Here is a 24,262-nt window from a genome sequence, read left to right as displayed (position 1 = left end):
AAACATCGCTCAGCATCGCCGTCGATCTCCTGCTGTTCGGACTCCGTCCGATTCGTCGATGAGTACATCTACTACAGACAGCGTAGTATGTGCATGACCGTCAACCGTCTCGACCCGCCGTATCCGGACCTGCCCGACGCCGATCGCGAGGCGGCCGATGCCGCGGTCGCCGACCTGTTGGCGCTCCTCGGCAAGCGTCACACGCTCGCGATTCTCTATCTGTTCGCCCGTGACTCCGGTCCGTGGCGGTTCGGGGAACTGGAGTCCCGGCTGAATCTCTCCCCGACGACACTGTCGGACCGCCTCGCTGAGCTGACCGCGCGGGGGTTCCTTGACAGGACCGACCACGAGGATGTTCCGCCTCGTGTGGAGTACGTCGCAACCGAGCGTGCAGAGGCGCTAAAGCCCGCGTTCGGCCACCTCTACGGGTGGTGCCGCGAGTACGGCCAGGGGGTGCGGCACTGATGCACGTTCTCGTCGTCGGCGCCACGGGTCGTGTGGGTCGGCGTGTCGTCGATCGGCTGCTCGACGCCGGTCACCAGGTATCCGGCCTCGCCCGGGACCCATCGGTGCTTCCCGCGACGGTCCAGACGGTGGCCGGCGACGTCCGCGACACTGCCGTGGTCCGGGAGGCACTGACTGCCGGTGACGGTGACCCCGTCGACGCGGTGGTGAGTGCGCTCGGAACGCCGCCAGGTGAGGCGACAGACGACACGCTCTCGGGCGGTGTGCGGACGCTCGTCGAAGCGATGGCCGACCTCGGAATCGAGAGATTCGTCGCCATCGCTGCAGCGGGCGTTCTCGACGCCCCCGGCGGCGGACTCCGACTGGACGCCGAGGGGTTCCCTCCGTTCCTCCGTGGCGTGGCCGAGCAGCACCGCGCGGTCTACGAGACGCTCACTCAATCGTCCCTACAGTGGACGCTGGTGTGTCCGCCAAACATGCCTGACGGCGACGCGACCAGCCAGGCCCGTGTCGAGACCGACCGGCTCCCCAACGGTGGGGCACGGGTCACGACGGGTGACGTAGCGGCTCTCGTGGTCCGTACGCTGGCTGACGGCGAGCCACTAGGCCGGATCGGTATCGTCGGTCCAGCCTGAATCATCGCCGGATTCGGCAGGGTTCGTGCGCGATAGGGGCCCTGTATCTCGCATACTGATTCTTTCAGACTCGGTACCGTATCGGAACGAAACTACGGACTGCTCTGCCAATCGCCATGATCCTTACCGGCTCCTCCCGTCCCCGTGACTCCCCCGTCCCCTACTCCGGGTAGGTCGCGACGCTGTCGTGCTCCCAGACGAGGTCGAAGTAGCGTTTGAGCCCGGCGACGAACGAGCCGTTCTCGGTGATGGCGGCCTGGCGCATCGACAGTGGGACGTCCTTCTCCTCGACGAGCAGTATCGCCCGGCCCGTCTCGTACTCCATGCTTGGGTCGACGAGCGTCCCGCGCCACGGGAGCTTCTCCTCGCTGAAGCGATACCCGACGCCGGGGAACTCCTCGTCGATACGCTCGACGATCTCGGTCTGTATCCCGCGGTTCGTCGCGGAGAGGAGGTCGGGGTGGAGGAAGAGTACGTTCACCTCGACCCCGCGGTCGAGCGCGTCGGCGAGCGCCGGGGCCACGCTGTCGAGGTACTCGAAGGACTTCGTGAGGACGTTCACCCGTTCGTCGGCCTCGTGGTAGAGCCGGCGGGTTTCGCTCTCGCTCGCCTCGCCCACGTCGACGACGTAGAACAGCTCCTCGGCGGGGCGGATGTCCTCGCTCGCGGCCGTGAACCGGGGACCGAACTCGGCGAGGAACGACTCGCGGGCGGCGTCGAGGTCGGCGCTGAACGACTCGTAGGCCTGCCGACGGTTCTCCGCGGCCCGGTCGAGTATCGCCTCGGGCGAGCGGGGCTGGTACTCCTTGGGCCGGCCCGGGATCACCTTCACGAACCCGCGGTCGGCCAGCGCCTCGAGCACCCCGTAGATGCGGGCCTTCGGGATACCCGTCGCCTCGGCGAGGTTGGGTGCCGTCGTCCGCCCGAGCGTCAGCAGCTCGGCCAGCGCCGTCCGCTCGTACTCGCCGAGGTCGAGCAGGTCGAACACGCCCGCATCGTCCATGCCCGGCGACACTCCCCGGCGAAACCTAAGTCCCCCGGTCCGCCGGGGTTGAAACGGGAGGAACCCCGAAGACTTATGCCGGTAAAGTAGTTACTCACTATCCGAGTAACTATGGAAGCCACCGAACGCGACGAGCGTCCCGAGGCCGCCAGGGCCGCCGGGGCCGCCGAGACCGACGACGAGCACCTGGTAGACGTCCCGGACGGCTGTGGCTGTGCAGAGGTGTGGGAGCACCTCAGCGGCCGCCGGGCGTAGGCACGTCCGGCGAGTTCTGGTCCGGCCGCCGGCCCGCCGGGCCGCCGGGGATGACGAGCGAGCCGGAATCGAACCGGACGGTGACCCAGCAAGCTTTTGCGGCGCGCCCGGCGAGAGGGTGACGATGGATCCCCGCACCGACGTCTGCGTCCTGCTCCCGACGCTCGACGAGAGCCGGACCATCGGCGAGGTGGTGAGCGGGTTCCGCGAGCACGGCTACGAGAACGTCCTCGTCGTCGACGGGGGCTCGACCGACGGGACCCGCCGGATCGCCGAGGAGCACGGCGCGAGCGTGTTCGTCCAGTCGGGGACGGGGAAGGGCCAGGCGATCAGGGAGGGGGTCAGGAGGACCGACGAGCCGGTCGTGCTGATGGCCGACGGCGACGGGACGTACGACCCGGCCGACGCCGACGCGATGCTCGAACCCATACTCGACGGACGGGCCGAACACGTCATCGGCAACCGGTTCCACGGCATCGAGCCGGGGGCGATGCCCCGGCTCAACCGGTTCGGCAACCGGCTGGTCAACCGCGCGTTCGCGTTCATCCACGGCCGGGACCTGGTGGACATCCTCAGCGGCTACCGCGCGTTCACGCGCCCGTCGTTCGACCGGCTCGGACTCACCGCCGACGGGTTCGGCGTCGAGACGGAGATGGCCGTCGAGTGCGTCAAACACGGCGTCTCGACGGAGGTGGTGGGGGTGAGCTACGGCTCGCGTCCCACCGACTCGGAGACGAACCTCCGCCCCGTGCGGGACGGTGCTCGGATCTACCTCACGCTGTTCCGGCTGGCGAAGACCAACAACCCGCTGTTCTACTTCGGCAGCGTCGGCACCGCCGCGCTGCTCACCGGTCTCGGCATCGGAGCCTACGTGGCCTACGAGTGGTTCGTCCGGGTGCCACGGGTGTCACACGAGGCGCTGGCGGTCGTCGGCGCGGCCGCGCTCATCCTCGGCGTCCAGCTCCTGATGTTCGGCGTCCTCTCGGACGTCATCGTCGCGGTGAACCGCGAGCAGACGCGACGGCTCGAGGAGCTCGCTCGGCGGCTCGACGAGGACCGGCGCGGGCCCGACGGCCGACCCGAAACGGCGCTATCGATCGACGAGGACGGGACCACGGGGGGGGACGGTGAGGAGGCGGAGCCGGTCGAGTCCGATCCGGGGATGGGTCCCTAGAACGGGAGCATCGACCGTAGCTGTGCGAGTATCCCGCCGGCCGAGCGCTCGCGGTACCGCTCGAAGACGGGGTGGAGCGCGTTGAGCAGTTCCTGTTCGGTCTCGAACCGCTCGATGTGGGTCTCGGAGAGCGCCTCGGAGAGCGCCACCGAGTTCCCGCTGGCGTCGTAGGGGATCTGGGGGTCGCCGAGGTCCCCGACGAGCGACTGGGCGTCCGTCGGGTACTGGACGTTCGTCCCCTCCAGGCGCGCGTCGAGCGCCGCGATGCCGAACGTGACCGTATCGGGTGCGTCTCCGTCGTCGCTCGGCGGCGGCCTCATTCCCATCGGCGCGGCCTACGTCCCACCGGTAGTAAAGCCCCGGGGGTTCGTCCCGACGCCGGTCACAACGCCTATCCGCTCGCCTGCCCGACCCCGGGGTATGACCGAGTACACCACGGTCTCGATCCCGAAGGAGCTCGCCGACCGCGTCGAGGAGACCATCGAGGGGACCTCCTTCTCCTCGACGTCCGACCTCGTGCGGTTCCTGCTCCGCAGCATCGTCGTCCAGCACCAGCGTTCGGGCGAACTCACGGAGGCCGAGTTCGCCGACATCGCGGACCAGCTCCGGGATCTCGGCTACCTGAAGTAACGGTCGGCCGATCGCTACCGTTCCGAAGCTCTTGCGACGGTGACCGCTACCCAGGGAGCGTCGCTCTCGATTCGACCGAAACCCTGCTGTTCGCCCTCCTGCTCGCGGTGGTCGGCGGTTCGATCTCCGTCGCCCACGAGTACGACGTGGCGGTGTTCGGGACGCTCCTGATGGTCTTCGGGCTGGTCATCGGGACCCGCGCGTACCTCTTCCCCGCTGCCGGCTCCGGAGGTGAGCGCGGGCGCGACCCCGACCGCGTGGACTCGAGCGGAGAGGACGAGGACTGAGATCCGCAGGGCGTGGACCTCACCGATCCCGGCCGCTCAGAGTCGATCGATGATGGCTCCAGTGACCGCCTCGGTCGTCCCCTCCCCGCCGAGGTCCGGCGTGCGCGGCCCGTCGGCGAGGACGCCCTCGACGGATTCACGCACGCGGTCACCCTCGGACCCGTAGCCGAGGTGGTCGAGCAGCATCGCTGCCGAGAGCACCGCCGCGCACGGGTTGGCGACGCCCTCGCCCGCGATGTCGGGTGCGGTGCCGTGGACCGGCTCGAACAGGGCGTTCTCCGGGCCGATGTTGGCGCTCGGCAGGAGGCCCAGTCCGCCCACGAGGCCCGCGGCGAGGTCCGAGAGCACGTCGCCGGCGAGGTTGGGACAGACGACGACGTCGAACTCGGTCGGGTCGAGACAGACCCGCGTGGCGAACGCGTCCATCAGCACCTCCTCCGTGTCGACGCCCCGCTCCTCGGCGACGCCGACGACCCCGTCGCGGAACCGGCCGTCCGTCTCGCGCATCACGTTCGCCTTGTGGACGACCTGGAAGGCGTCCCCGCCACGCTCCGCGACGTAGTCGCAGGCGAACTCGGCCAGCCGCTCGGAGGCGGAGGTGGTGACGACCCGGGTGAGCGTCGAGAGGTCCTCGGAGAGCCGGTTCTCGTGGCCGGCGTAGACCCCCTCGGTGTTCTCCCGGAGGAAGACGAGATCCGTCTCGGGCCGGACCACGTCCACGCCCGGGTACGCCCGCGCGGGCCGGACGTTGACGAACGAGCCGACCGCTTCGCGAAGGGGCAGAATGACGTCGGCGGCGGTGTCGCCGGCCGCGCCGAACAGGGTCGCGTCCGCGGCGGCCGCCGCGTCGTAGGTCGCATCGGGGAGCGCCTGGCCGGTCGCCTCGGCGACCCGGTCGCCCGCCTCGTACTCCGCGAACTCGAACTCGGGACCCGGATCGCCCGCGACCGCCTCCAGGACCTCGACGGCGGCCGGGACGACCTCCCCCCCGATACCGTCGCCCGGAATGACGACTATCTCGTGTGTCATGGCACCCCGTGCGATGGGTGCCGAAAAGAGGGTGTCGGTACGAGGAGACCCGGACGTCGGATCGGCGAGGGATCTCACCGTCGCGATCCCCGTCTCTCGCCGTGTACCGGTCGGGGCCTCGGCGGCGTTCCTCACTCACGCTCGGCAGTGAACGGTTCCACCCCCGGGACGACCGGCGGCCGTGCCCCGGACGATCTACGGGGAGGACCGACAGGGGCGTCGGTCGAGCGCTCACGACGCCAGCGTGGCTCACTCTCGGGAGGAGGGCCCACGCTTATACACGGTGGGTCCCTTGATGGGGGCGATGCCGTGGCGTTTCGTCGATAGACAGGGCCACGAGGGGTGGATCGGGGAGGACCTGTCGGTGGACTACGCGGGTGAGGAGGGGATCGCCCAGCTGGTCGAGCGGCTCGCCGGCGAGGTCGACGCCGAGTCGACCAGGGACCTGCCACAGCGGGTCGTGATCGAACTCTACACCACCGGAGCGGTCCGGATCGTCGAGCGGTACCCCGACGGGGCGACCGACTGCCGGCCCCGGCCGTCGATGGGGGGCGGTTCGATCCACGCCGGCGGACGCCTCTGACGAGGCGACATGGGATATCACACGATCCGACACGACCGACACGAACCGGTCCACCATCGACGGTGACCACTCCCGCAGGAGTTCGGCGTTCCGCGAGCGAGCCGACCCTGGGGTGTAGTCGTCGGGCCGGCTCGTCGGCGAGGAAACGTCCGAGAACGGGAGTCCCGAGTCGTGCGTTGACCGCCGTTCGATCGGTCGCCACCGCCCGTCTTCGTGACGGATCCGCCCACGGCGAGGGCGCTACCCTTCGATGTAGGGCAGCGAGGCGGCCGTCTCCGCGATGGCGTTCCGGTTGGCCTTCATCAGCGCGGTCGTGTCCCAGATGCCGTCGACGAGCGCCTTGCGCTGGGCGTCGTCGACGATCACCTCGACCGTCCGGTCGTCGTATCGAACCGTCTCCGCCGCGACGTCCACCTCGATCTCCGTGTCGGGGTACTTCTCGACGTGGTCCTGGAGCGCCCGGATCGTCTCCTGGTCGGCCGTCACGGTGGGGATACCGAGCGCGAGGCAGTTGCCCGCGAAGATCTCGGCGAACGACTCGCCGACGATGGCGTCGATCCCCCAGCGCATCAGCGCCTGGGGGGCGTGCTCGCGCGAGGAGCCACAGCCGAAGTTCGCGTTCACGATCAGGACGTTCGCGTCCTGGTACTGTGCCTCGTTGAACGGGTGGTCCTTCTCGTTCCCGTCGTCGTCGAACCGCAGGTCCATGAACGCGTACTCGCCGAGCCCCTCGAAGGTGATGGCCTTCAGATATCGGGCCGGGATGATCTGGTCGGTGTCGATGTCGTTCCCGCGGACGGGGATCCCCGGTCCGGAGACGAACTTGACGCTCGGGATCTCCACCTCGTCCGAGGAACTCCGTTCCTCGCCGCTCATGCCCGCACCTCCTCGGTCTTCGGCAGGTCGCGGACGTCGGTGACCTCCCCTTTGATCGCCGCGGCGGCGACCATCGGCGGGCTCATCAGCACGGTCCGTCCGTCCTTCGAGCCCTGTCTGCCGACGAAGTTCCGGTTCGAGGAGGAGGCGCTCGCCTGGTCGCCCACGAGCTGGTCCTCGTTCATCCCGAGACACATCGAGCAGCCGGCCTGTCGCCACTCGAAGCCGGCCTCGCGGAACACCTCGTCGAGACCCTCGGCCTCGGCGGCGGCCTTCACTCGCTGGCTCCCGGGGACGACCAGCGCCCGGACGTCGGGGTCGACCGTGCGGCCGCGCACGACCTCCGCGCCCGCGCGGAGATCGGAGAGCCGCGCGTTCGTACAGGAGCCGAGGAACGCGACGTCGATCTCGTAGCCCTGCATCGTCTCGCCGGGGGTGACCCGCATGTGCTCCTGGGCGCGGCGGGCCACGTCCTGCTTGCCCTCGGGGAGCTCCTCGGGGGACGGGATCGGCTCGGTGATGCCGATACCCTGCCCGGGGGTCGTCCCCCAGGTGACGACCGGTTCGATCGCCGAGCCGTCGATCGTGACGACGTCGTCGTACTCGGCGTCCTCGTCGCTCCTGATCGACTCCCAGTAGGGCATGAGCCGATCGAACTCCTCGGGGTCGTCACGGAACTCGTCGGTGTCGCGGAGCCACTCGTAGGTGGTCTCGTCGGGGTTGACGTAGCCCGCGCGGGCCCCGCCCTCGATGGACATGTTGCAGATACTCATCCGGCCCTCCATGTCCAGGCTCTCGATGGCCTCGCCGCCGTACTCGTAGACGTAGCCGACGCCGCCCTCGACGCCCAGCTCGCGGATGATTGTCAGGATGACGTCCTTGGCGGTGACGCTCTCGCCGAGTTCGCCCGTCACTTCGATCTTCCGCACCTTCTTCTTCTCCATGGCGATCGTCTGCGTGGCGAGGACGTCCCGGATCTGGGAGGTGCCGATGCCGAACGCCAGCGCCCCGAACGCCCCGTGGGTCGAGGTGTGCGAGTCGCCACAGACGATGGTCTTTCCGGGCTGGGTGAGCCCCTGCTCCGGCCCGATGACGTGGACGATACCCTGGTTTCCGGTACCGGGGTCGTCAAACTCGATGCCCGCCTCGCGGACGTTCTCCTCGAGTTCGGACATCATCTGCTCGGCCGCGTCGTCCCCGTAGGGCCGGGACTGGTCGGCCGTCGGGACGATGTGGTCGACCGTCGCGTGGGTCAGGTCCGGGCGGGCCACCTCGATGTCGCGCTCGCGGAGCATCCCGAACGCCTGCGGGCTCGTCACCTCGTGGATGAGGTGCAGACCGACGAACAGCTGGTCCTGCCCGCTCGGCAGCGTCGTCACCTTGTGGCGGTCCCACACCTTGTCGTACAAGGTACCGGAACTCATCGTACGTCCTCGTCCTCTCCCGATCGGCCCTCGTTGCCGCGCTCGTAGACGGGCGCGGCCCCGTCGCTCTCGTCGGGCGGAGTGTGGTCGACGTCGCGCATCGCCGTTCCCTCGGGCTGGCTCTCGGCTTCGGGCTCGCTCTCGCGCTCGGGGTCGGCCCCGCCGTCGGCCGCGACGAACCGGCCCCGACCGAACGTCTGCGTGTCCCCGAACGTCTCGTCGGTGTACGGGTTGGTGTGGCTCGTCTCGCCCAGTGTCGGTCTGTGCTCCTCCGTTCGATCCGGTTCTCCCTTCTCAGTCATCTGCTCTCTGTCGCTCGCGTTCCGCCGTCTCCTCCGTGTCTTCCTCCGCCTCGCTCCCGGCCTCCCCCCACGCGAACAGCGCGCGGAGGTTCTCGCCGACGACCTCGATCTCGTGGTCCTTCTCGGCCTGCCGGAGCTGCTTGTAGGCCGGCCGGTTCGCCTGGTTTTCGTTGATCCACTCGCGGGCGAACGTGCCGTCCTGAACGGCGGCCAGCACCTCCTCCATGTTCTGGCGTGCGTGGTCGTCGACCACCATGTCCCCGCGGGTGAGTCCGCCGTACTCGGCGGTATCGGAGACGGAGTCCCACATCTCGCCGAGCCCGCCCTCGTACATCAGGTCGACGATGAGCTTCACCTCGTTCAGGCACTCGAAGTAGGCCATCTCCGGCGAGTAACCGGCGTCGACCAGCGTCTCGTAGGCGTGCTTGACCAGCGAGGTGATCCCGCCACAGAGGACGGCCTGCTCGCCGAACAGGTCGGTCTCGGTCTCCTCGCGGAACGTCGTCTCGACGACGCCCGCGCGCGTACACCCGATGGCCTTCGCGTAGGCCAGCCCGATGTCGTGGGCCTCCCCTGTCGGATCCTGGTAGATCGCCAGCAGCCCGGGAGTGCCCTCGCCGGCCTCGTAGTTCCGCCGGACGAGGTGTCCGGGGCTCTTCGGGGCGACCATCGTGACGTTGACGTCCTCGCTGGGCTCGATCTGCCCGTAGTGGATGTTGAACCCGTGGGCGAACTGGAGCGTGTCGCCGGGGTCCATCTCCTCGCGGATCGCCTCGTAGACGTCCGGCTGCACGGTGTCGGGAACCAGCACGGAGACGATGTCGGCCCGTGCGGCGGCCTCCACCGGGGTGGCCACGTCGAGGCCGTCCTCGCGGGCGGCGTCACGCGAGGAGGAGTCCTCGCGGAGCCCCACGACCACGTCGACCCCGCTGTCGTCGAGGTTCTGCGCGTGGGCGTGGCCCTGTGAGCCGTACCCGAGCACGGCGACCGTCTTGTCTGCGAGCACCGATTCGTCCGCGTCGTCGTCGTAGTATACCTCGTTGGTGAATTCGTATTCGTCACTCATTGATTGAGATCCTCCGGAACGACCGCTGTCTTCGTCTCGCCGCGCGCCAGTGCCGTCTGCCCGGTCCGGGCGATCTCCCGGATGCCGAACTGTCGGAACGCGTCGATGGCGTCGTCTATCTTCCGCTCGTCGCCGCTCAGCTCCACCGTGATCGTCCGCGGGCCGGCGTCCATCGTCCGCCCGTCGTACATCTCCGTGATGGCGTGGACCTTGTCCGGCTCCTCGGCGTCGACCTTCACGAGCACCAGCTCGCGGGTCACGGCGTGGTCCGCGAGTTCGCGGACGTGGATGACCGGCAGGAGCTTGTTCAGCTGTTTCTCGATCTGGTCGATGCCGGGGTCGGCCTCCTCGACCACGACCGTGATGCGCGACCAGTCGGGGTTCTGCGTCGGCCCGACCGTCAGCGACTCGATGTTGAACTGCCGGCGGCTGAACAGCCCCGACACCTCCGAGAGCACGCCCGGCTCGTTCTCGACCAGCGCCGAGATGACCGTCCGCCGGGGGTTCGGTTCCGCCTCGACCTCCGGGTCGATGCGGATGCCCTGGCTGTTGCGCCGACCCTCCGGACGGGGGCGCTCCTCCGGGGCGGGGCCCTGTAACCCCCCGCTCATAATTGATCCTCCGAGAGGGCGAACAGGCCGTTGTCCCCGCCCGACGGGACCATCGGGTAGACGTTCTCCGCGGGGTCGACGTGGACGTCGACGACCGAGGGGCCGTCGTAGGCCAGCGCCTCCTCGACGGTGTCGGCCACCTCGTCGTAGTCGTCGATGCGGAAGCCCTGTGCGCCGAACGCCTCCGCGAGCGTGTCGAACTGGGGCATCCAGCCGTACTCCGAGGCCATGTGTCGACCCTCGTAGAAGCCGTCCTGCCACTGGCGGACCATCCCGATGAACTCGTTGTTCAGGACGAACACCGTGATGTCAAGCTCCTCGCGAACCGCGACCGTCAGCTCCTGGCACGTCATCAGGAACGAGCCGTCGCCGTCGAAGCAGACGACCTCACGGTCGGGGGCGGCGACCTTCGCGCCGATGGCCGACGGCAGGCCGTAGCCCATCGCCCCGAGCCCGTGGCTCGACACCCAGGTCCGGGGCTCGGTGAACTCCCAGTACTGGCAGGCCCACATCTGGTGCTGGCCGACGCCCGTCGTGACGATGGTGTCGTCGGGGGTGGCCTCGTCGACCGCCTCGACGACGAACTGCGGCTTCAGGGGCTCGTCGTCGGGGGCCTCGTAGGTCATCGGGTACTGCTCCTTCCACTCCCGGCACTGGGCACGCCACTCGTCGGCGTCTGGCGTCGGGGCCACGGCCTCGTAGAGCTGGTCGAGCACCGCCTTCGCGTCGCCGACCAGTCCGTAGTCGGCCTGGACGTTCTTCGAGATCTCCGCCGCGTCGATGTCGACGTGGATGATCTCCGCGTCGGGCGCGAACGTCTCGACGCCGCCGGTGAGTCGGTCGTCGAACCGGGTGCCGACCGCGAGCATGCAGTCGGTCATGGTGAGCGCGAGGTTGGCGTAACCGGTGCCGTGCATCCCAGCCCACTCCATCGAGAGGTCGTGGTCCTCGGGGAACGCGCCGATTCCGGGCATCGTCGTCACGACCGGGATCTCGTGTTCGATGGCGAACCGGCGGAGCTCCTCGCTCGCCTCGGCCTTGATGACGCCGCCGCCGGCGAGTATCACGGGACGCTCGGACGCGGCGAACGCCTCGGCGGCCTCGCGGACGGCCGACTCGTCGGCCCGCTCGGCCGGCCGGTAGGTGTCCGGCGTCCGCGCGGGACCGGGCTCGTGGTCGGTCTCGCCCTGGGTGACGTCCTTCGGGAGGTCGACCAGCGTCGGGCCCTGGCGGCCGCGCTCGGCCAGCGCGAACGCCTCGCCGACGAGGTCGCCGACCGAGTCCGCGTCGCCCGCGAAGTAGTTCTGCTTCGTGACCGGTCGGGTGACACCCGTCGTGTCCGTCTCCTGGAAGGCGTCCGAGCCGACGAAGTCCGTGGGGACCTGTCCGGCCAGCGCGAGCAGCGGGTCCGAGTCCATGTCGGCGTCGGCGATGCCGGTCACCAGGTTCGTCGCGCCCGGGCCCGACGTGGCCAGGCAGACGCCCGGCTTGCCGGTCACGATGCCGTAGGCGTCGGCGGCGTGGGCCGCCCCCTGCTCGTGGGCCATGGTGACGTGGGTCATCTCCGAGTCGAACAGGGCGTCGTAGACGGGCATGATCGCCCCGCCCTGCACCCCGAACAGGTACTCGACGCCGGCGTTCTCGAGCGCCCGGACGACCGACTGCGCGCCGTTCGTCACCGGTGCGGGCTCCGCGTCCGTGTCCGCCTCCGGCTCGGTGGACGCGGCGTCGGCGTCGACGTCCGCGTCCTGCTCGGTCCCCTGCTCGCGGACCGGCTGTGCCCGTTCGCCGCTCATGCTGTCCCTCCCGCCCGCTCTCGCGGGCCGTCGCTCGGTTCCCCTCGTTCGTCTCGTCCCGACGACGGTGCGTCGTCCGTGTCCGCCTGTCGTCTGGGTGGTGCTGCTGTCATCGGTTGTCTGGATCCGGAACTGGCCGCCCCTCGAGGGGCGACCTGTCTGTCGAAAACGGTGCGAGTCGCGTCGGTGGGTAGTGTGGTGTAGGGGCTAGGCGACCCCTACAATAATCGAGACGCCGAGCGCGGCCGCGTCGCTGCCGGCGGGGGCGTCCCCGGGCGCGACGTGCCGCGTCATCACGTCCCCCGTTGCACACCCGTCGGTAAAGAACCTTCCGAACCGGTCGCCGCCCACGAGCGATGCGGTACGGCGGGCGCTCTCGACGGTGTGTAAACGGGGGGGTCCACATCCCTACGCCCTGACCTCCTCTCGGGCGACGCCCACCTCGCGGGCGAACCGTTCCAGGACGTCCATGGTGACCCGCTGTTTCTCCGCGCCGAAGTCCTTTACCCGGCGGGTGACCTCGCGGACCTCCTCGTCGGTCGGGTCGAATCCGACGTCGACGAGCCGCTGGCGGACCGAGTGGGTCCCCGTGTGTTTGCCGAGGACGAACTCCCGGGTCGCGCCCACCATCTCGGGGGTCATCACGCCCGGCTCGAACGTGTCGGTGTTCTCGAGGACGCCCGCGGCGTGGATGCCCGACTCGTGGGAGAACGCGTTGGCCCCCACGACCGGCTTGTTGCCGGGGACGGGCATGTCGGAGAGCTCCTCGACCAGCCGCGACAGTTCGGTGATCCGGGTCGTGTCGATCCCCGTGTCCACGTCGTAGAGCGCCTCGAGAGCCATCACGACCTCCTCGTAGGCCGCGTTGCCGGCGCGCTCGCCGATCCCGTTGACCGACACCTGGGCCTGGACGCCGCCGGCCTCGTAGCCGGCCAGCGCGTTCGCCGCCGCCAGCCCGAAGTCGTCGTGGGTGTGGACGTCGATGTACGCGTCCGTCTGGTCGACGATCTTCCCGATGAGCTCGCCCATCCGGGAGGGGGTCGCCACCCCGCAGGTGTCGGGGATGTTGATCCAGTCCGCTCCCGCTTCGGTCACCGCGTCGATGACTTCCATCAGGAACGCCTCCTCGGTACGGGTTGCGTCCATCGGGGAGAACATGGCCGTCACGCCCGCGTCCTTCACCCGCTCGACGCAGGCGACCGACCGCTCGACCGCCGCCTCGCGCGAGGCGTGCATCGAGTCCTGCAACTGGACGTCGCTGGTCGAACAGAACACGTGGACCATCTCCACGCCCGAGTCCAGCGCCGCCTCTACGTCCTTGTCGACTACCCGCGCAAGGCCCGCGGTGGTCGTGCGTGTGGAGTCGGCGATGTCGCGCACCGCCTCGAACTCGGCGTCGGAGTTGACCGGGAACCCCGCCTCGATGACGTGGGTGCCCATCTCGTCCAGCACGGCCGCTATCTCCCGCTTGTCCTCGTAGGAGAACGACGTCCGTGGCGACTGCTCGCCGTCACGCAGCGTAGTGTCGAAAATTCGTGCCTCGTCGATTTCAGAGGTACTATCGAGTGTTCCCTGGAAGAACTCGATCCGCCGGCGAAGCCGACGTACCCTCGTTGGAGCCTGTCATGGCGTTCGTTTAGTGTTCCGACTCGATACATAAGCGTGTCGGTCCGGGCGTCGGAACACCCCCTCCATCCTCGGCGCGTCGATCCGGTGACGACGAAAACCACACTGCCTAAACGCTTCGGTAGGATACTCATATCCTTATACGATACCGGTGTCGCGCCGTCACGAGGGCGGTTCATATACGGACGGGGGTGGACGAACGGGCGTTCCGAACGGGGAACACAGGGCTCGCGCGCGACGGGTGTCCACTTCGACGACCCGTCGGCGCTATCGATCCGACGGATCACCAGTAGGGCCAACGGGAGCGTCACCGGGACGGCCGCCGGTGCCTCCGATCGCCCCGACGACGGACCGCTGCGTCCCGTATCAGCCGAGCGATCCGTGCCGGCCGTGAGGGTATCAGGACAGGCATTTGCTACGGCCATACTCAAGTGCGGTGAGGACGTACCGATGCCCATGTCCGAAGAAGTGACGCGGCTGCTCCGGAAGGCGTACGGCGACGAGATCGAGACCGTGATGAACTACATGACGAACAGCATCATCCTCGATGGAGTCCGTGCCGAGGAGATCAAGGAGAGCCTGGACACGGACATCCAGGAGGAGCTCGACCACGCCCGGCTGCTCGGCGAGCGACTCAAGCAGCTCGACGAGCGCCCGCCGAGCAGCGCCGAATTCGAAGCCCACCAGCACTCGCTACAGCCGCCCGAGGACTCGACCGACGTCCCCGCCGTCATCGAGGGGGTCCTCGACGCGGAGGAGGACGCTATCGAGACCTATCGGAGCCTCATCAAGGCGGCCGAGGAGGCGGACGACCCCGTGACCGAGGACATAGCGGTGACCATCCTGGCCGACGAGGAGGCTCACAGGACGGAGTTCCGCGGATTCCGCAAGGAGTACGTCGACGACTGACGGGAACGCGCGGTCCGGTGGCCCCGGGTCGCGGACCCAGCGACGATCGGTCCTGTGGTCCTCGATCCGACTGATCGAGATCCCCGTTCGACGGCCCTGCGGGCCGGCCGTATCCGTCGATCCCCTTCCCACGAAAGCCGAGTACTTACTCACGGTCCCGTTCGTTACCCGTTATGCGCGAAGTCGTCTGTGGGGAGTGCCACGAGGAACAGACGGCCACCATTCACGCGGCGGACCCGCCGCAGTGTGAATACTGTGGCTCGATGAGCCTGACGTCCGTGAGCGGGTGAGACAGGTGGCCGTGCGGGCCCGACGGCCCGACGTAAGGCACCGAAACGCGGCTCCGACGGGGAACCCGTCGTCTCGCGGGCGAACTGGACGTGAGCGGCCGAACCGCCGGGCGGGTCCCGGGCCGAGCGATACGGGCACCAGCGAGCCCGACGACGGGGACGTCCCCGGTGCTGGCCCGGGGACCCATCCCGCGTGGGACCCCGCCGGACGCGAGGGGACGGTTTTTCTTCACCCGGCGCGGAGGATCAGTTATGAGCGGAAGCGGCGACGGGTTCGACCTCGACCTGGACCTGCAGACTGCGGAGGGTGAACTGGACGACCTCGACGACGCGGGGCGGGTCGAACTGGGCGTGCTCGACGGGTCGGACCCGCCCGAGGAGTGGGTCGAGGCCGTCTCGGGCGGGTCGGTGCTCGTCCTCGCCGTCGAGGGCGACCTCAACGAGCTCGCGGCGGGGTTCGCTCGCGACGTCAAGGAGATGGGCGGGGACCTGATGCACTTCCGGGGGTTCCTCGTCGTCTCGCCGCCCGGCGTCGAGATCGGTACCGACCGGCTCTGAGGATCAGGGGGGACCGACGACCAGCCGGTCGGCTTCGGCCCCGCACCCCGCACAGTAGAGGACGTAGACGCCACCGTCCTCCTCGACCTCGTAATCACGGCCCGTCGGCTCGCCGCAGGCCGCACAGTGCTCCTCGACGACGGCCCCGTCGCTCGCCTTCGGCGCACCCACCGCGACGACGCGGGTCCCGTCCGCCGCGGCCACGGCGCGGTTCACCGTCCCGGGCGGGACGAACAGCGCCTCGTCAGCCCCCACTCGGAGCGTCTCGGCCTCGATCTCGGGACCGACCTCGACGGCGAGCTCCCCGGAGAGGACGTAGAACACCTCCTCGTGATCGGGGTGGTGGTGTCGGCCCCACGGGAGGAGCTGGCCCTCGCTCGCGTCGCAGACGTTGAACCCGAACTCCCGTGCCCCCACGGCCTCGTCGAGTTCGTACTTGTGGTCGGTGAGACTCGGTGCGTCGGGAGCGTCCTCGACGTGGAGGTGGCGGTAGGTGCGTTCGTCCTCGGACGTGGTGTCCTCGCTCATCTCGTGGGTCGTGTGGGTGGTGACGGTATATCCGTGGCGATGCACCGAGTGTAGGTGTCGGGTGGGACTGAACGCGGGGGCTTTCGAGGCGTTCTGCTCTGCTGGTGGATGGTGAGATGGAAACACCTCGAAAGCCTCCGGCGTCTGTACTCGCGCGGCTCGCTGCGCGCTTCACTCGCTTCGCTCGTTTCAGTGCTTGCATCGCCGTGCTTCGTCCAGACGCTGGCCCCTTTCAGTCCCACCCGACAGCACGACCAGCACCCGACCACCTACCCTTCCCTGAACGTCAGATAGTGACCGTCAGGGTCCCGAACCCGAGCCCCTCCGTCTTCGAACCACTCCACGGACAGCGCCTCGTCCTCGATCGCCGCCACCGCTCGCTCCACGTCCGCGGTGAGCCCCAGATCCACGTGGACCCCGCCCCGAGCGTCCGCCAGCCCGAGGTGTGGCTCCCAGAGTTCGAAGTCGAACGGGCCCGCCGAGAGGCGGGTCCGCTTTCGCCCCCCGCCGCGGTCGACCACCTCCATCCCGAGCGCCCGGTAGAACGCCTCCGCGCGGTCGAGCGACTCGACCTCCAGAACCACCTCCACGAGCCCGGTCACGGTCTCGTCGTCCCCGTCGTCACTCCCCATCAGCTCGACGCAGTTTCCCTCCGTGTCGTAGAAGTAGAGCGACCGGACGGACCCGAACCGTTCCTCGTGGAGGTCGAACGACGCCGAGAGCCGATCCCACCAGTCGTCGTAGGCTCCCGAGGGAACCGACATCGCGTAGTGGGTGTGGAGCCCGCCGCGGGGGACGCCCGAGGGACTCCGGAGGACGAGGTCGGTCGGACCGACCGCGAGCCTCGCTTCGTTCTCGGTCCGCTCCCGAGCCTCGAGATCGAGGTGCGAGCGGTAGAACTCGACGGCCGGGTCGAGATACTTGACCTCGAGGGCGAGCCACTGGAGACCGGTGAGCATGGCGTCGGTTGGGCGCGACGGGACAAAGAGGGTTCGGCGGGAGCCGGGCAGAGTGGGGGTTGAAGGCGAGCGGTCACTCCAGCGCGACGGCGAGCAGCGCCTCGTAGGCGGGGGCGTACGACTCCGCGACGGCGGACGGATCGGCCCGCTCGGTGCCGGAGAGCGCCGGGAGTTCGACCCGTGCGCGGGGTTCGAGCAGATCGAGCACCTCGGGGACGGCCTCCTCCAGGCGTCCCTCGCGGGCGCTCCCGGAGGCCACCTCGCAGGCGTTCGCGTACCGCTCGCCGCCGTACACCCGCGTCCGCCGCGGCTCGACGACGGCGACCGCGTCGGGCTCGAACCCTTCGAGTGGTCGGGCGACGTCGGCGTAGGACTCGACGACGGCCCGGTCGTCGGCCGCGATACGCTCACCGAGGGCCCCCATCGCCGGGACGTGCAGGTCGCGCATGGCGTCGTTGAACGCCGACACCGAGTCGACCTCGACGGCGTCGTCGAGCGGGAGCCCCTCACGGACCGACGACGGGACGTCCGCCGTCGCGTTCACCACCCACCGCTCCTCGCCGCGGGAACCCACGCGGTCGACGAGCACCTCCCGACCCTCCTGGCCCAGCAGTCCCTGTTTCGGGCCGGGAACCGGAGTCCAGAGCCGGTGAACCGGGTTGATCGCTTCGGGGTCGGGACCACCCGGCGAGGCCTCCGCGAGCCGCCGGGCGTCCTTCCCGTAGAGCCGGCCGGCGTCGACCGCCCGCCGGTAGTCGTCGTGGTCGAACCAGTAGTCGTTGCCCGCCCGGGGCTTGTATCCCGTCGCCCCCGTCTCGTGGATCAGTCCCGTCGAGAAGGTGGTCTTGCCCGCGTCCACCCGGTCCGCGCCGGCGACGAGCAGTTTCATACCCCGAGTCGGGGGCTCCCGGGCTTCAACCGTTCGACATCGGCCGCAGTGATGCCCCGTACGGTTATGGCGGGCGGGGTCGTTTCACCCCCGGATGGACACCGACCGACTGTTCAACAGCGCCGTCAACTTCGGGCTCAACTTCGGCGTCGCGTACGGCGTCGCGCGGCTCCTCCGCGACCACCGGACCGGCGTCCGCGCCGGGACCGCGATGGGGGCGCTCTCGGCGGCCGCGAGCTGGATCCTCTGGGGCCGATACGAGGACGTACCCGACAGGACGGAGACGATAGATGGAGTGACCGTCCCGATCGAGGAACCCTCGGCGAGCGCCTGATCGCCCGAAGTTTTTTCACTTCACTGAACGGTTACCGCCCGTAGGCCCCATGGCGTACCTCTCGCGTCGCGGCCTCCTAGCGGCGACCGGTGGCGGTCTCGCGTCGCTCGCAGCCGGAGTCCTCCGACCGGAGACGGTCCTCCCGGCACTCGCGGTCGACCCGCAGGTGCCGACCGGGGAGTGGCCGATGCACAAGTGCGACCCCGCACGCTCGGGCTACCAGCCCGAACCCGGTCCCCGCGAGGGCGTCACGGAACGGTGGTCCGGATCCGTGGGTGAGGGCGCTCCCTACGTGCCGGGAATCGCCGCCGCTGGACGGCAGGTCCTGACGGTCGCCCGCGACGGAATGTGGGCGCTCTCGACCGAGGACGGGAGCCCCGACTGGATGGTCTCCGCGGACGAGGATTCCGCGGGGAGGAATCCGGATGTACTGCGCATCTGGTTCCCCCGGGGGGGCCCGGTCGTTCGTGACGACCGCGCCTTCGTCGTCTCCGGGTCGGACGTCTACGCCCTCTCGACCGAGGACGGGAGCCCCGACTGGTCCTTCTCGACGACCAGCGGCTTCGAACACGTACTTCCCGTCGGGAACGTCGTTTTCGCTGGCGCCTCGCGCCCGGCCGCGAGGGACGACCGGCTGGTCGCGCTCGACCGCGCCAGCGGCGTCCCCCAGTGGCAGCGAGTCGCTCCCGAAGTCCCGCTCGCGTTCGCACCCGACGAAGGGTACCTGATCGGGGCGGCGCCGTCCCTCGACGGCAGCGGTACGCTGATCGCCCGTAATCCGGTCCGTGGGAACCCCGTCTGGGAGGCGAGCCACCCCGGCAGCCCGCTCGTCTCGGGGCAAGTTATCCCGACGGTCGGGGACGGCCGGGTCTACGGTGGTCGAGGCCCCGTGGTCGCCCTCTCGACGGCCGACGGGAGCGAACGCTGGTCCGCGCCGATCGGGGACGTCGACCTACAGACCGGGCTCGTGACCGACGGCGACGGGCTCTACCTGGCAGACGGAGGGATCGCGCTCGCGCTGGATGCCGCGACCGGCGAGCGGCGCTGGATCACCGAGGCCGAGACGACGCCCCTCGCGTCGCCCGTCCTCGCCCGCGAGACGCTGTACGTCCCGACCCCGAGGGGAGTGACCGCACTCCGGACCGAGAGCGGGACCGAACGGTTCAGCCACGAGCTAGATCTCCCCCGATGGAGCGTCCGCGGGCTGATCGTCGCCGACGGCCGGCTCTACCTGCGCGGCGAGCGCACCGTCCACGCGCTGGAGGGCGAACGATGAGCGGTGTGACTTCGGACACCGGAGGAAACGACGGGGATCGGGAGACCGGGGCGAGCGGACCGGGACCGCTCCGAAAGGTCGGCCGCTGGTTCGTCTACTACGTCCTCGTCCTGATACCGGTCGACTGGGCTACCTCCTCGATCCACGAGCATATGCTCGTTGAACGGCTGTCCGACGTCGACGTGGTCGTCGCCGTGGTCGTCGCCACGGTCCTGTTGATTCGCTCCGATTCACCGACGTACGGTCGGATCGTCGTGTTCTCGTTCGTCACAGTCGGCATCCACTGGCTCCTCGATACCGCCGTCGGGCCGGCCGCCCTCACACGCGGAGGGGTATACCCCCCCGTCGACGCCGCGCTCACCTGGGCCGCGGCTCTCCTGTTCGGATACGCTGTGGTGTTCGGGATCGACCGGAGGGACCCGCACGGGAACCCCTCCGTCCGCGAGCCGCGAGGATGACGGAAGGAGTGGCGGAAGACGGATCGGGGGCCCCCGGCGGGCCGGTCTCCTACTCGGTCTTCAGCCCGTAGTAGCCGGGCTCCTCGTCGGAGGCGGGGTTCGCGAAGACGAACCGCTCCTGGTTGTGGATCATCCACGGGATGGCCCAGTCGAGCAGGACGTTCTCGGTCTCGACGTCGAGGTTCCGGTCGAGCGCGACCCCCTGGAGCGCCCGGGCGATCTCGTAGACGGTGTACATCTCGTCGGGATCGAGCACCTCCTCGGGGTCGCGGAACTCGAACGGCCGCAGGTCCTCGAAGTCCGCTTTCGGTCGGGGCATAGCGAGGGTAGCGCGGTCCCGCCGGTAAAGGTCGCGGTGTCCGAAAGAAGGCGTGGGTCGGCGGCTCGTCCGGCTGCTCGGCCTGCTCGTGACGACTTACTCGAAGTGTTCGACGGACTTCTGGAACTGCTCCTCGGCGTTGTCCCAGTCGACGACGTCGAAGAAGGCGTCGATGAACGAGCCGCGGTCCGGGCCGTAGTCGTAGTAGTACGAGTGCTCCCAGACGTCGAGTGCGAGGACGGGGTGGCTGCCCCAGAGGGCACCCTGGTCGTGCTTGTCGACGACGAGGTTGCGGAGCTGCTCGGCGACGGGGTCGTAGACCAGCAGCGCCCAGCCGCCCGCGGCGCTCGCGGCGGCCTCGAACTCGCCCTTCCAGCCCTCGTAGGAGCCGAAGTCCTCCTCGATGCGGTCGGCGAGCGCACCGGACGGCTCGCCGCCGCCGTCGGGGGACATGTTCTCCCAGAACATCGTGTGCAGGTAGTGCCCGCTACCGTTGTGGGTGACGTTCCGGATCGCGGCACCCGAGGAGCCGAAGTCGCCGGACTCGCGGTTGTCCGCGAGGGTCTCCTCGGCGCTCTCCAGCCCGTTGACGTACCCCTGGTGGTGGGTGTCGTGGTGCCACGTCAGCACCTGCTCGGAGATGGACGGTTCGAGGGCGTCGTAGTCGTACGGGAGCGGCGGCAGTTCGGGATTCGAGTGCTCTGACATAGTTATGTAGACCTCCAGGCCATATGTCTCCTCGATACGTGTTAAAGGTTGAGGGATGCGTGTTACCAGTCGGCACCGACCACCCGGTGCAGCCTATCCCGGCGACGGCGCGCTCTTCCGAGCGATCATCCAGGTCCCTCTCACGTGTCGTGTCCCTCGCTCACGACAGGTAAGCGTTCGTCGGCCGGAGGTGGATCACCCGGTCGCGTCGATCGGATTCGGGAGCGGGTAGAGGTCGGCCGTGGTGTCCTCCCGGGTAGCGCTCACCAGCTCCCGGCCGTCCATCGTCACGACGAGTCGTTCGTAGCTCGTCGGGAGCGAGACGCCCATCGTGAACCTGGTGCGGACGCGCTCGCAGTCGAGCGTCCGCTCGGGGGTGTGCTCGACCGTCCGTAGCGCGAGTTCGTATCCGTTCCCGCTCCGGGGCACGACGTGCGCGTCGAGCTCCGTACCGGCGTCGTGGACGACGGTCGCGTTCAGCGTCACGGCGTACGAGTTACCGACGGCTACCTCGTGGACCCAGCCGGCGTTCGGGTTGACCTGCCCGTCGTAGCAGGACGGTCCGGCGCTGGTGGTCGACGTGGGCGGGTTGTCGGGGTCGGGGGCCATCTCGGCGGGACCGCCGGCGAGACCGGGGGCCGCGGTCAGCAGGACGGCTCCGGCGAGTACGCCCGCGAGGAAGGCCATGCCGATGGAGAGTAGTCTGGACGTGTCGGGGCCGATACTGGGGGACACGTTCCCGGTCTGGCTCGCGGGTGTGCTATACCTTCCGATGAGTTCCGTCGTCCGGTCCTACTCGTCCACTTCGTCTTCGTCCTCCCCACGCGCGCGCTCGAACATCGAGAGCGCCGCCTCCCTGCGTTCGCCGTGGTCGACGATCGGATCGGGGTAGTCGGGCGCGGCCGCCGCGCGCTCGTCGTCGGGGAGCTCGTCCCACGAGTGGATCTGTCCGGGCGTCGCCTCGCGGAGTTCGGGGACGAACTCCTGAATGTACTCGGCGTCGGGGTCGTACCGCTCACCCTGGGTCGTGGGGTTGAAGATCCGGAAGTACGGCTGGGCGTCGGTCCCGGTCGAGGCCGCCCACTGCCAGCCGCCGTTGTCGTTCGCGGTGTGGTGATCGACGAGCCTCTCGCGGAAGTGGTCGTAGCCGTGCCGCCAGTCACACATGAGGTCCTTGGTGAGGAAGGAGGCGACGATCATCCGCAGCCGGTTGTGCATCCAGGCCTCCTCGCGGAGCTGGCGCATCCCCGCGTCGACGATGGGGTAACCCGTCTCGCCTGCCCGCCACGCCGCCAGCTCGTCGGGGTCGTCGCGCCACTCGATCCCGCGTTCGTACTCCCGGTAGTTCGAGGTCACTACATCGGGGTTGTAGTAGAGGACGTGCGTGTAGAACTCCCGCCAGGCGAGTTCCTCGCGGAAGGTCTCGACCGAGGCCTCACTCTCCTCGTCGGGCGCTCGCTCCATCGCGTCCTCGGTCGCCGCGTAGGTCTCCCGCACCCCGAGGGTCCCCCACTTGAGGCTCGCCGAGAGCCGCGACGTGGCGTCGTCCCCGGGGTAGTCCCGGCGTTCGTCGTAGTCGTAGACCGCATCGTCACAGAACGCTTCGAGGCGCTCGCGGGCCGCCTCGCACCCCGCCGGTTCGATATCGGCTTCGGGCTCGTCGAACCCCAGGTCCGACAGCGTGGGTATCTCACCCGGATCGAGGTCGGCCTCGTCGGGGGCGACGAGCGACTCGTCCCCGGGTGCGGGACGGGGCGCCTCCTTCTCCCGGCCCTTCCACTTCTTCCAGAAGTAGCTGTAGACGGCGTACGGCTCCCCCTCGTTGGTGGTGATCGACCCCGGCTCGTGGTGGAGGTCGTCGTGGAACGCCTGTCGCTCGTAGTCCCCGGCCGCGAGCGCCTCCCGGACGCGCTCGTCGCGCTCGCGGGCCAGCCCCGAGTAGTCGCGGTTCCAGAGCACGCCCGCCGAACCCGTTTCGTTACAGAGTTCCGGGAGGACCGTCGCGGGATCGCCGTGACGGATCAGGAGGTCGCCGCCGCGCTCGCGGTACCACGCCCGGAGGTCGGCGAGCGCGTCGAGCATGAACCGGACTCTGGGGGGCGAGCCGTGGTCGAGGACCGACTCGTCGAAGACGAAGACCGGGAGGACGTCGCCGCGCTCGGCGGCCCACGCGAGGGCCGTGTTGTCCGGCCCTCGGAGATCCCCCCGGTGCCAGTGGAGACGCATACCCGACCGACGTCCGGTGCCGGCTTCAACGCCGGGGTCGAGGATGCGGATGCCGGATCGCCGTCGGGGACCGGGACGACCGCAACGGTTAGGCCGGGACCCGGCGAGCACCCGACGAGATGGGAACGGAGACGACGTTCGAGGAGTTCGAGGTGGGCCAGCGCTTCGAGACCGGCGGGCGCACGGCCACGGAGGCCGACATCCGGATGTTCGTCGGGGCGACGGGGTCCACGGACCGGATCCACGTCGACCACGACTACGCCGAGGCCCACCCGCTCGTCGACGGCGTGGTCTGTCACGGGACGCTCACGCTCGCCATCACCGACGGGCTGCTGGCCGACGAGATCGCCCAGGAGGCCGCGCTGGCGATGAACTACGGCCACGACGGCGTCCGCTACCTCGGACCGGTCTACCCGGGCGACACGCTCACGGCGACCGCAGAGGTGACCGAGACCCGCGAGAAGGAGGGGGGCTGGGGTGTCGTCGTCACCGACGTCGAGGTCACCAATGGCGACGGCGAGACGGTGCTCGTCGAGACCCACCGGTTCCTCGTCGCGACGGCCGATCACCCCGCGCTGTCGGCGTAGCGTTCGGAGGACCCCGTCGAGGGCCCCGGCAGTAGCGGGATCCCGAGCGGGACCGCCCGCGGACCTCGGCCCCGCGTTCAGCCCCTGTACTGCTGGAGCGCGATCCAGCCCAGGGCGAGGAGTCCGATCAGGAGGAACGCGACGCCGAAGAAGGCGGCCCGGGTACCGAGGAGGGCGGAGAGGCCGAGGGGGTCGGTACGGTCGAGGTACCCGAGGCCGACGAAGACGCCCACGACGACGGCCGCCGCGGCGGCCCGCGTGCCGAGGTCCTTCAGGAAGTTCCCGAGGGTGAAGTCACGGTCCACGTCCCATCTGGTCGGACGGACGTAGTTGGTTCTGTCGGGGGACATCCCGGAAACGACGTCCTCGGGGACAGCCGCCGAGGTGCCCTGGAACCCACGCGGAGCGGAACGTGGCGATTTCCGATGTTAACTCACAACCCACATCGATCGAACGTCG

The 24,262-nt window shown here is 69.3% G+C and carries 31 protein-coding genes; 13 read left to right on the top strand and 18 right to left on the bottom strand.

Features of this window, described 5'->3' with window-relative positions; genetic code table 11:
• Positions 1 to 93: 93 nt before the first annotated feature.
• Complete coding sequence (locus WDJ58_RS08805; RefSeq protein WP_338917304.1) at positions 94 to 465, top strand: winged helix-turn-helix transcriptional regulator; 372 nt, start codon at positions 94 to 96, stop codon at positions 463 to 465.
• Positions 465 to 1,100 carry an NAD(P)-dependent oxidoreductase gene (locus tag WDJ58_RS08800; RefSeq protein ID WP_338917303.1) on the top strand — a complete coding sequence of 212 codons (636 nt, stop codon included), beginning with the start codon at positions 465 to 467 and terminating at the stop codon, positions 1,098 to 1,100. The genes WDJ58_RS08805 and WDJ58_RS08800 overlap by 1 nt, the downstream gene beginning before the upstream one ends.
• A 160-nt stretch (positions 1,101 to 1,260) precedes the next feature.
• On the opposite strand, the gene WDJ58_RS08795 is transcribed toward WDJ58_RS08800, so the two are convergent.
• Complete coding sequence (locus WDJ58_RS08795; protein ID WP_338917302.1) at positions 1,261 to 2,103, bottom strand: TrmB family transcriptional regulator; 843 nt, start codon at positions 2,101 to 2,103, stop codon at positions 1,261 to 1,263.
• A 111-nt stretch (positions 2,104 to 2,214) separates the two neighbouring features.
• On the opposite strand from WDJ58_RS08795, the gene WDJ58_RS08790 reads away from it, so the two are divergent.
• Positions 2,215 to 2,358, top strand: coding sequence for a hypothetical protein (locus WDJ58_RS08790; protein ID WP_338917910.1), 144 nt, complete (start codon positions 2,215 to 2,217; stop codon positions 2,356 to 2,358).
• Positions 2,359 to 2,482: 124 nt separating this feature from the next.
• Positions 2,483 to 3,532 (top strand): S-layer glycoprotein N-glycosyltransferase AglJ, encoded by a 1,050-nt coding sequence (gene aglJ, locus WDJ58_RS08785; protein WP_338917301.1) that lies wholly within the window; start codon positions 2,483 to 2,485, stop codon positions 3,530 to 3,532.
• Here the strand turns inward: aglJ and WDJ58_RS08780 are convergent.
• Complete coding sequence (locus tag WDJ58_RS08780; protein ID WP_338917300.1) at positions 3,529 to 3,858, bottom strand: hypothetical protein; 330 nt, start codon at positions 3,856 to 3,858, stop codon at positions 3,529 to 3,531. The two genes, aglJ and WDJ58_RS08780, sit on opposite strands and share 4 nt — an antisense overlap.
• Positions 3,859 to 3,952: 94 nt before the next feature.
• Between WDJ58_RS08780 and WDJ58_RS08775 the strand changes: the two genes are divergently transcribed.
• Together WDJ58_RS08775 and WDJ58_RS08770 are read left to right on the top strand one after the other, a co-directional pair.
• A complete protein-coding gene (locus tag WDJ58_RS08775) occupies positions 3,953 to 4,162 on the top strand; it encodes a ribbon-helix-helix domain-containing protein (RefSeq protein WP_338917299.1) in 210 nt (69 codons plus the stop codon).
• Positions 4,163 to 4,269: 107 nt separating this feature from the next.
• Positions 4,270 to 4,449 carry a hypothetical protein gene (locus WDJ58_RS08770; protein WP_338917298.1) on the top strand — a complete coding sequence of 60 codons (180 nt, stop codon included), beginning with the start codon at positions 4,270 to 4,272 and terminating at the stop codon, positions 4,447 to 4,449.
• 36 nt (positions 4,450 to 4,485) lie between these two features.
• On the opposite strand, the gene WDJ58_RS08765 is transcribed toward WDJ58_RS08770, so the two are convergent.
• On the bottom strand, positions 4,486 to 5,478 hold the full coding sequence (locus WDJ58_RS08765) for an isocitrate/isopropylmalate dehydrogenase family protein (protein WP_338917297.1): 993 nt from the start codon (positions 5,476 to 5,478) through the stop codon (positions 4,486 to 4,488).
• A gap of 304 nt (positions 5,479 to 5,782) precedes the next feature.
• Here WDJ58_RS08765 and WDJ58_RS08760 point away from each other — a divergent pair, with 304 nt between their 5' ends.
• Complete coding sequence (locus tag WDJ58_RS08760; protein ID WP_338917296.1) at positions 5,783 to 6,061, top strand: hypothetical protein; 279 nt, start codon at positions 5,783 to 5,785, stop codon at positions 6,059 to 6,061.
• Positions 6,062 to 6,301: 240 nt separating this feature from the next.
• On the opposite strand, the gene leuD is transcribed toward WDJ58_RS08760, so the two are convergent.
• The 7 genes from leuD to WDJ58_RS08725 form a co-directional block, all read right to left on the bottom strand.
• Positions 6,302 to 6,937 carry a 3-isopropylmalate dehydratase small subunit gene (leuD, locus tag WDJ58_RS08755; RefSeq protein ID WP_338917295.1) on the bottom strand — a complete coding sequence of 212 codons (636 nt, stop codon included), beginning with the start codon at positions 6,935 to 6,937 and terminating at the stop codon, positions 6,302 to 6,304.
• Entirely contained in the window at positions 6,934 to 8,361 is a 1,428-nt protein-coding gene (leuC, locus tag WDJ58_RS08750) for a 3-isopropylmalate dehydratase large subunit (protein WP_338917294.1), read from the bottom strand. Before leuC ends, leuD begins: the two co-directional genes overlap by 4 nt.
• Positions 8,358 to 8,663 (bottom strand): hypothetical protein, encoded by a 306-nt coding sequence (locus WDJ58_RS08745; RefSeq protein WP_338917293.1) that lies wholly within the window; start codon positions 8,661 to 8,663, stop codon positions 8,358 to 8,360. Before WDJ58_RS08745 ends, leuC begins: the two co-directional genes overlap by 4 nt.
• Complete coding sequence (gene ilvC, locus WDJ58_RS08740; protein ID WP_338917292.1) at positions 8,656 to 9,729, bottom strand: ketol-acid reductoisomerase; 1,074 nt, start codon at positions 9,727 to 9,729, stop codon at positions 8,656 to 8,658. Before ilvC ends, WDJ58_RS08745 begins: the two co-directional genes overlap by 8 nt.
• Positions 9,726 to 10,340, bottom strand: a complete 615-nt coding sequence (gene ilvN / locus WDJ58_RS08735; RefSeq protein WP_338917291.1) for an acetolactate synthase small subunit — start codon at positions 10,338 to 10,340, stop codon at positions 9,726 to 9,728. Before ilvN ends, ilvC begins: the two co-directional genes overlap by 4 nt.
• The gene (gene ilvB, locus WDJ58_RS08730) at positions 10,337 to 12,136 is read right to left on the bottom strand and encodes a biosynthetic-type acetolactate synthase large subunit (protein ID WP_338917290.1); all 1,800 of its coding nucleotides are present in this window, start codon (positions 12,134 to 12,136) and stop codon (positions 10,337 to 10,339) included. Before ilvB ends, ilvN begins: the two co-directional genes overlap by 4 nt.
• 408 nt (positions 12,137 to 12,544) lie before the next feature.
• The gene (locus WDJ58_RS08725; protein WP_338917832.1) at positions 12,545 to 13,723 is read right to left on the bottom strand and encodes a LeuA family protein; all 1,179 of its coding nucleotides are present in this window, start codon (positions 13,721 to 13,723) and stop codon (positions 12,545 to 12,547) included.
• A gap of 495 nt (positions 13,724 to 14,218) precedes the next feature.
• Here WDJ58_RS08725 and WDJ58_RS08720 point away from each other — a divergent pair, with 495 nt between their 5' ends.
• Positions 14,219 to 14,671 carry a ferritin-like domain-containing protein gene (locus tag WDJ58_RS08720; RefSeq protein ID WP_380660541.1) on the top strand — a complete coding sequence of 151 codons (453 nt, stop codon included), beginning with the start codon at positions 14,219 to 14,221 and terminating at the stop codon, positions 14,669 to 14,671.
• A gap of 542 nt (positions 14,672 to 15,213) precedes the next feature.
• Entirely contained in the window at positions 15,214 to 15,519 is a 306-nt protein-coding gene (locus WDJ58_RS08715; protein ID WP_338917288.1) for a DUF5779 family protein, read from the top strand.
• A gap of 3 nt (positions 15,520 to 15,522) precedes the next feature.
• On the opposite strand, the gene WDJ58_RS08710 is transcribed toward WDJ58_RS08715, so the two are convergent.
• The 3 genes from WDJ58_RS08710 to WDJ58_RS08700 all read right to left on the bottom strand — a co-directional run bounded on the left by WDJ58_RS08710 (position 15,523) and on the right by WDJ58_RS08700 (position 17,895).
• Positions 15,523 to 16,047 (bottom strand): cupin domain-containing protein, encoded by a 525-nt coding sequence (locus WDJ58_RS08710; protein ID WP_338917287.1) that lies wholly within the window; start codon positions 16,045 to 16,047, stop codon positions 15,523 to 15,525.
• Positions 16,048 to 16,316: 269 nt separating this feature from the next.
• The gene (locus WDJ58_RS08705; protein ID WP_338917286.1) at positions 16,317 to 17,006 is read right to left on the bottom strand and encodes a VOC family protein; all 690 of its coding nucleotides are present in this window, start codon (positions 17,004 to 17,006) and stop codon (positions 16,317 to 16,319) included.
• A gap of 73 nt (positions 17,007 to 17,079) precedes the next feature.
• On the bottom strand, positions 17,080 to 17,895 hold the full coding sequence (locus WDJ58_RS08700; protein WP_338917285.1) for an ATPase: 816 nt from the start codon (positions 17,893 to 17,895) through the stop codon (positions 17,080 to 17,082).
• Between the two features lie 94 nt (positions 17,896 to 17,989).
• On the opposite strand from WDJ58_RS08700, the gene WDJ58_RS08695 reads away from it, so the two are divergent.
• Genes WDJ58_RS08695 through WDJ58_RS08685 form a run of 3 tightly spaced genes read left to right on the top strand, consistent with a single transcriptional unit; the run spans position 17,990 to position 19,963 of the window.
• The gene (locus tag WDJ58_RS08695) at positions 17,990 to 18,229 is read left to right on the top strand and encodes a hypothetical protein (protein WP_338917284.1); all 240 of its coding nucleotides are present in this window, start codon (positions 17,990 to 17,992) and stop codon (positions 18,227 to 18,229) included.
• Between the two features lie 49 nt (positions 18,230 to 18,278).
• Complete coding sequence (locus WDJ58_RS08690) at positions 18,279 to 19,505, top strand: PQQ-binding-like beta-propeller repeat protein (RefSeq protein WP_338917283.1); 1,227 nt, start codon at positions 18,279 to 18,281, stop codon at positions 19,503 to 19,505.
• The gene (locus WDJ58_RS08685; RefSeq protein ID WP_338917281.1) at positions 19,502 to 19,963 is read left to right on the top strand and encodes a hypothetical protein; all 462 of its coding nucleotides are present in this window, start codon (positions 19,502 to 19,504) and stop codon (positions 19,961 to 19,963) included. Before WDJ58_RS08690 ends, WDJ58_RS08685 begins: the two co-directional genes overlap by 4 nt.
• A gap of 49 nt (positions 19,964 to 20,012) precedes the next feature.
• Here the strand turns inward: WDJ58_RS08685 and WDJ58_RS08680 are convergent, their stop codons facing one another.
• The 4 genes from WDJ58_RS08680 to WDJ58_RS08665 form a co-directional block, all read right to left on the bottom strand.
• Positions 20,013 to 20,282 carry a DUF5827 family protein gene (locus WDJ58_RS08680; RefSeq protein ID WP_338917280.1) on the bottom strand — a complete coding sequence of 90 codons (270 nt, stop codon included), beginning with the start codon at positions 20,280 to 20,282 and terminating at the stop codon, positions 20,013 to 20,015.
• A gap of 96 nt (positions 20,283 to 20,378) precedes the next feature.
• A complete protein-coding gene (gene sod, locus WDJ58_RS08675) occupies positions 20,379 to 20,990 on the bottom strand; it encodes a superoxide dismutase (RefSeq protein ID WP_338917279.1) in 612 nt (203 codons plus the stop codon).
• A 195-nt stretch (positions 20,991 to 21,185) separates the two neighbouring features.
• On the bottom strand, positions 21,186 to 21,725 hold the full coding sequence (locus WDJ58_RS08670) for a hypothetical protein (RefSeq protein ID WP_338917278.1): 540 nt from the start codon (positions 21,723 to 21,725) through the stop codon (positions 21,186 to 21,188).
• A 57-nt stretch (positions 21,726 to 21,782) separates the two neighbouring features.
• Positions 21,783 to 23,216 carry a cryptochrome/photolyase family protein gene (locus tag WDJ58_RS08665; protein WP_338917277.1) on the bottom strand — a complete coding sequence of 478 codons (1,434 nt, stop codon included), beginning with the start codon at positions 23,214 to 23,216 and terminating at the stop codon, positions 21,783 to 21,785.
• Between the two features lie 119 nt (positions 23,217 to 23,335).
• On the opposite strand from WDJ58_RS08665, the gene WDJ58_RS08660 reads away from it, so the two are divergent.
• Positions 23,336 to 23,803, top strand: coding sequence for a MaoC family dehydratase (locus WDJ58_RS08660; protein ID WP_338917276.1), 468 nt, complete (start codon positions 23,336 to 23,338; stop codon positions 23,801 to 23,803).
• A gap of 77 nt (positions 23,804 to 23,880) precedes the next feature.
• Here WDJ58_RS08660 and WDJ58_RS08655 read toward each other — a convergent pair whose 3' ends face one another.
• Positions 23,881 to 24,153 carry a hypothetical protein gene (locus WDJ58_RS08655; RefSeq protein ID WP_338917275.1) on the bottom strand — a complete coding sequence of 91 codons (273 nt, stop codon included), beginning with the start codon at positions 24,151 to 24,153 and terminating at the stop codon, positions 23,881 to 23,883.
• Positions 24,154 to 24,262: the final 109 nt, after the last annotated feature.

The sequence above is a fragment of the Salinirubellus litoreus genome, from assembly GCF_037335815.1.
Lineage (GTDB): Archaea > Halobacteriota > Halobacteria > Halobacteriales > Haloarculaceae > Salinirubellus > Salinirubellus litoreus.
This window is presented reverse-complemented; position numbering and strand designations above follow the sequence as displayed.

What these genes read in the sequence shown, in the direction of transcription:
- WDJ58_RS08705 (WP_338917286.1), bottom strand. Translation starts at nt 17,006, where the DNA reads ATGCTCACCGGTCTCCAGTGGCTCGCCCTCGAGGTCAAGTATCTCGAC.
- leuD (WP_338917295.1), bottom strand. Translation starts at nt 6,937, where the DNA reads ATGAGCGGCGAGGAACGGAGTTCCTCGGACGAGGTGGAGATCCCGAGC.
- WDJ58_RS08680 (WP_338917280.1), bottom strand. Translation starts at nt 20,282, where the DNA reads ATGCCCCGACCGAAAGCGGACTTCGAGGACCTGCGGCCGTTCGAGTTC.
- WDJ58_RS08715 (WP_338917288.1), top strand. Translation starts at nt 15,214, where the DNA reads ATGAGCGGAAGCGGCGACGGGTTCGACCTCGACCTGGACCTGCAGACT.
- WDJ58_RS08690 (WP_338917283.1), top strand. Translation starts at nt 18,279, where the DNA reads ATGGCGTACCTCTCGCGTCGCGGCCTCCTAGCGGCGACCGGTGGCGGT.
- WDJ58_RS08775 (WP_338917299.1), top strand. Translation starts at nt 3,953, where the DNA reads ATGACCGAGTACACCACGGTCTCGATCCCGAAGGAGCTCGCCGACCGC.
- WDJ58_RS08800 (WP_338917303.1), top strand. Translation starts at nt 465, where the DNA reads ATGCACGTTCTCGTCGTCGGCGCCACGGGTCGTGTGGGTCGGCGTGTC.
- leuC (WP_338917294.1), bottom strand. Translation starts at nt 8,361, where the DNA reads ATGAGTTCCGGTACCTTGTACGACAAGGTGTGGGACCGCCACAAGGTG.
- WDJ58_RS08765 (WP_338917297.1), bottom strand. Translation starts at nt 5,478, where the DNA reads ATGACACACGAGATAGTCGTCATTCCGGGCGACGGTATCGGGGGGGAG.
- sod (WP_338917279.1), bottom strand. Translation starts at nt 20,990, where the DNA reads ATGTCAGAGCACTCGAATCCCGAACTGCCGCCGCTCCCGTACGACTAC.
- WDJ58_RS08795 (WP_338917302.1), bottom strand. Translation starts at nt 2,103, where the DNA reads ATGGACGATGCGGGCGTGTTCGACCTGCTCGACCTCGGCGAGTACGAG.
- WDJ58_RS08665 (WP_338917277.1), bottom strand. Translation starts at nt 23,216, where the DNA reads ATGCGTCTCCACTGGCACCGGGGGGATCTCCGAGGGCCGGACAACACG.
- WDJ58_RS08745 (WP_338917293.1), bottom strand. Translation starts at nt 8,663, where the DNA reads ATGACTGAGAAGGGAGAACCGGATCGAACGGAGGAGCACAGACCGACA.
- WDJ58_RS08805 (WP_338917304.1), top strand. Translation starts at nt 94, where the DNA reads ATGACCGTCAACCGTCTCGACCCGCCGTATCCGGACCTGCCCGACGCC.
- WDJ58_RS08655 (WP_338917275.1), bottom strand. Translation starts at nt 24,153, where the DNA reads ATGTCCCCCGACAGAACCAACTACGTCCGTCCGACCAGATGGGACGTG.
- WDJ58_RS08790 (WP_338917910.1), top strand. Translation starts at nt 2,215, where the DNA reads ATGGAAGCCACCGAACGCGACGAGCGTCCCGAGGCCGCCAGGGCCGCC.
- ilvN (WP_338917291.1), bottom strand. Translation starts at nt 10,340, where the DNA reads ATGAGCGGGGGGTTACAGGGCCCCGCCCCGGAGGAGCGCCCCCGTCCG.
- ilvB (WP_338917290.1), bottom strand. Translation starts at nt 12,136, where the DNA reads ATGAGCGGCGAACGGGCACAGCCGGTCCGCGAGCAGGGGACCGAGCAG.
- WDJ58_RS08685 (WP_338917281.1), top strand. Translation starts at nt 19,502, where the DNA reads ATGAGCGGTGTGACTTCGGACACCGGAGGAAACGACGGGGATCGGGAG.
- WDJ58_RS08660 (WP_338917276.1), top strand. Translation starts at nt 23,336, where the DNA reads ATGGGAACGGAGACGACGTTCGAGGAGTTCGAGGTGGGCCAGCGCTTC.
- ilvC (WP_338917292.1), bottom strand. Translation starts at nt 9,729, where the DNA reads ATGAGTGACGAATACGAATTCACCAACGAGGTATACTACGACGACGAC.
- aglJ (WP_338917301.1), top strand. Translation starts at nt 2,483, where the DNA reads ATGGATCCCCGCACCGACGTCTGCGTCCTGCTCCCGACGCTCGACGAG.
- WDJ58_RS08695 (WP_338917284.1), top strand. Translation starts at nt 17,990, where the DNA reads ATGGACACCGACCGACTGTTCAACAGCGCCGTCAACTTCGGGCTCAAC.
- WDJ58_RS08780 (WP_338917300.1), bottom strand. Translation starts at nt 3,858, where the DNA reads ATGGGAATGAGGCCGCCGCCGAGCGACGACGGAGACGCACCCGATACG.
- WDJ58_RS08700 (WP_338917285.1), bottom strand. Translation starts at nt 17,895, where the DNA reads ATGAAACTGCTCGTCGCCGGCGCGGACCGGGTGGACGCGGGCAAGACC.
- WDJ58_RS08720 (WP_380660541.1), top strand. Translation starts at nt 14,219, where the DNA reads ATGTCCGAAGAAGTGACGCGGCTGCTCCGGAAGGCGTACGGCGACGAG.
- WDJ58_RS08760 (WP_338917296.1), top strand. Translation starts at nt 5,783, where the DNA reads ATGCCGTGGCGTTTCGTCGATAGACAGGGCCACGAGGGGTGGATCGGG.
- WDJ58_RS08710 (WP_338917287.1), bottom strand. Translation starts at nt 16,047, where the DNA reads ATGAGCGAGGACACCACGTCCGAGGACGAACGCACCTACCGCCACCTC.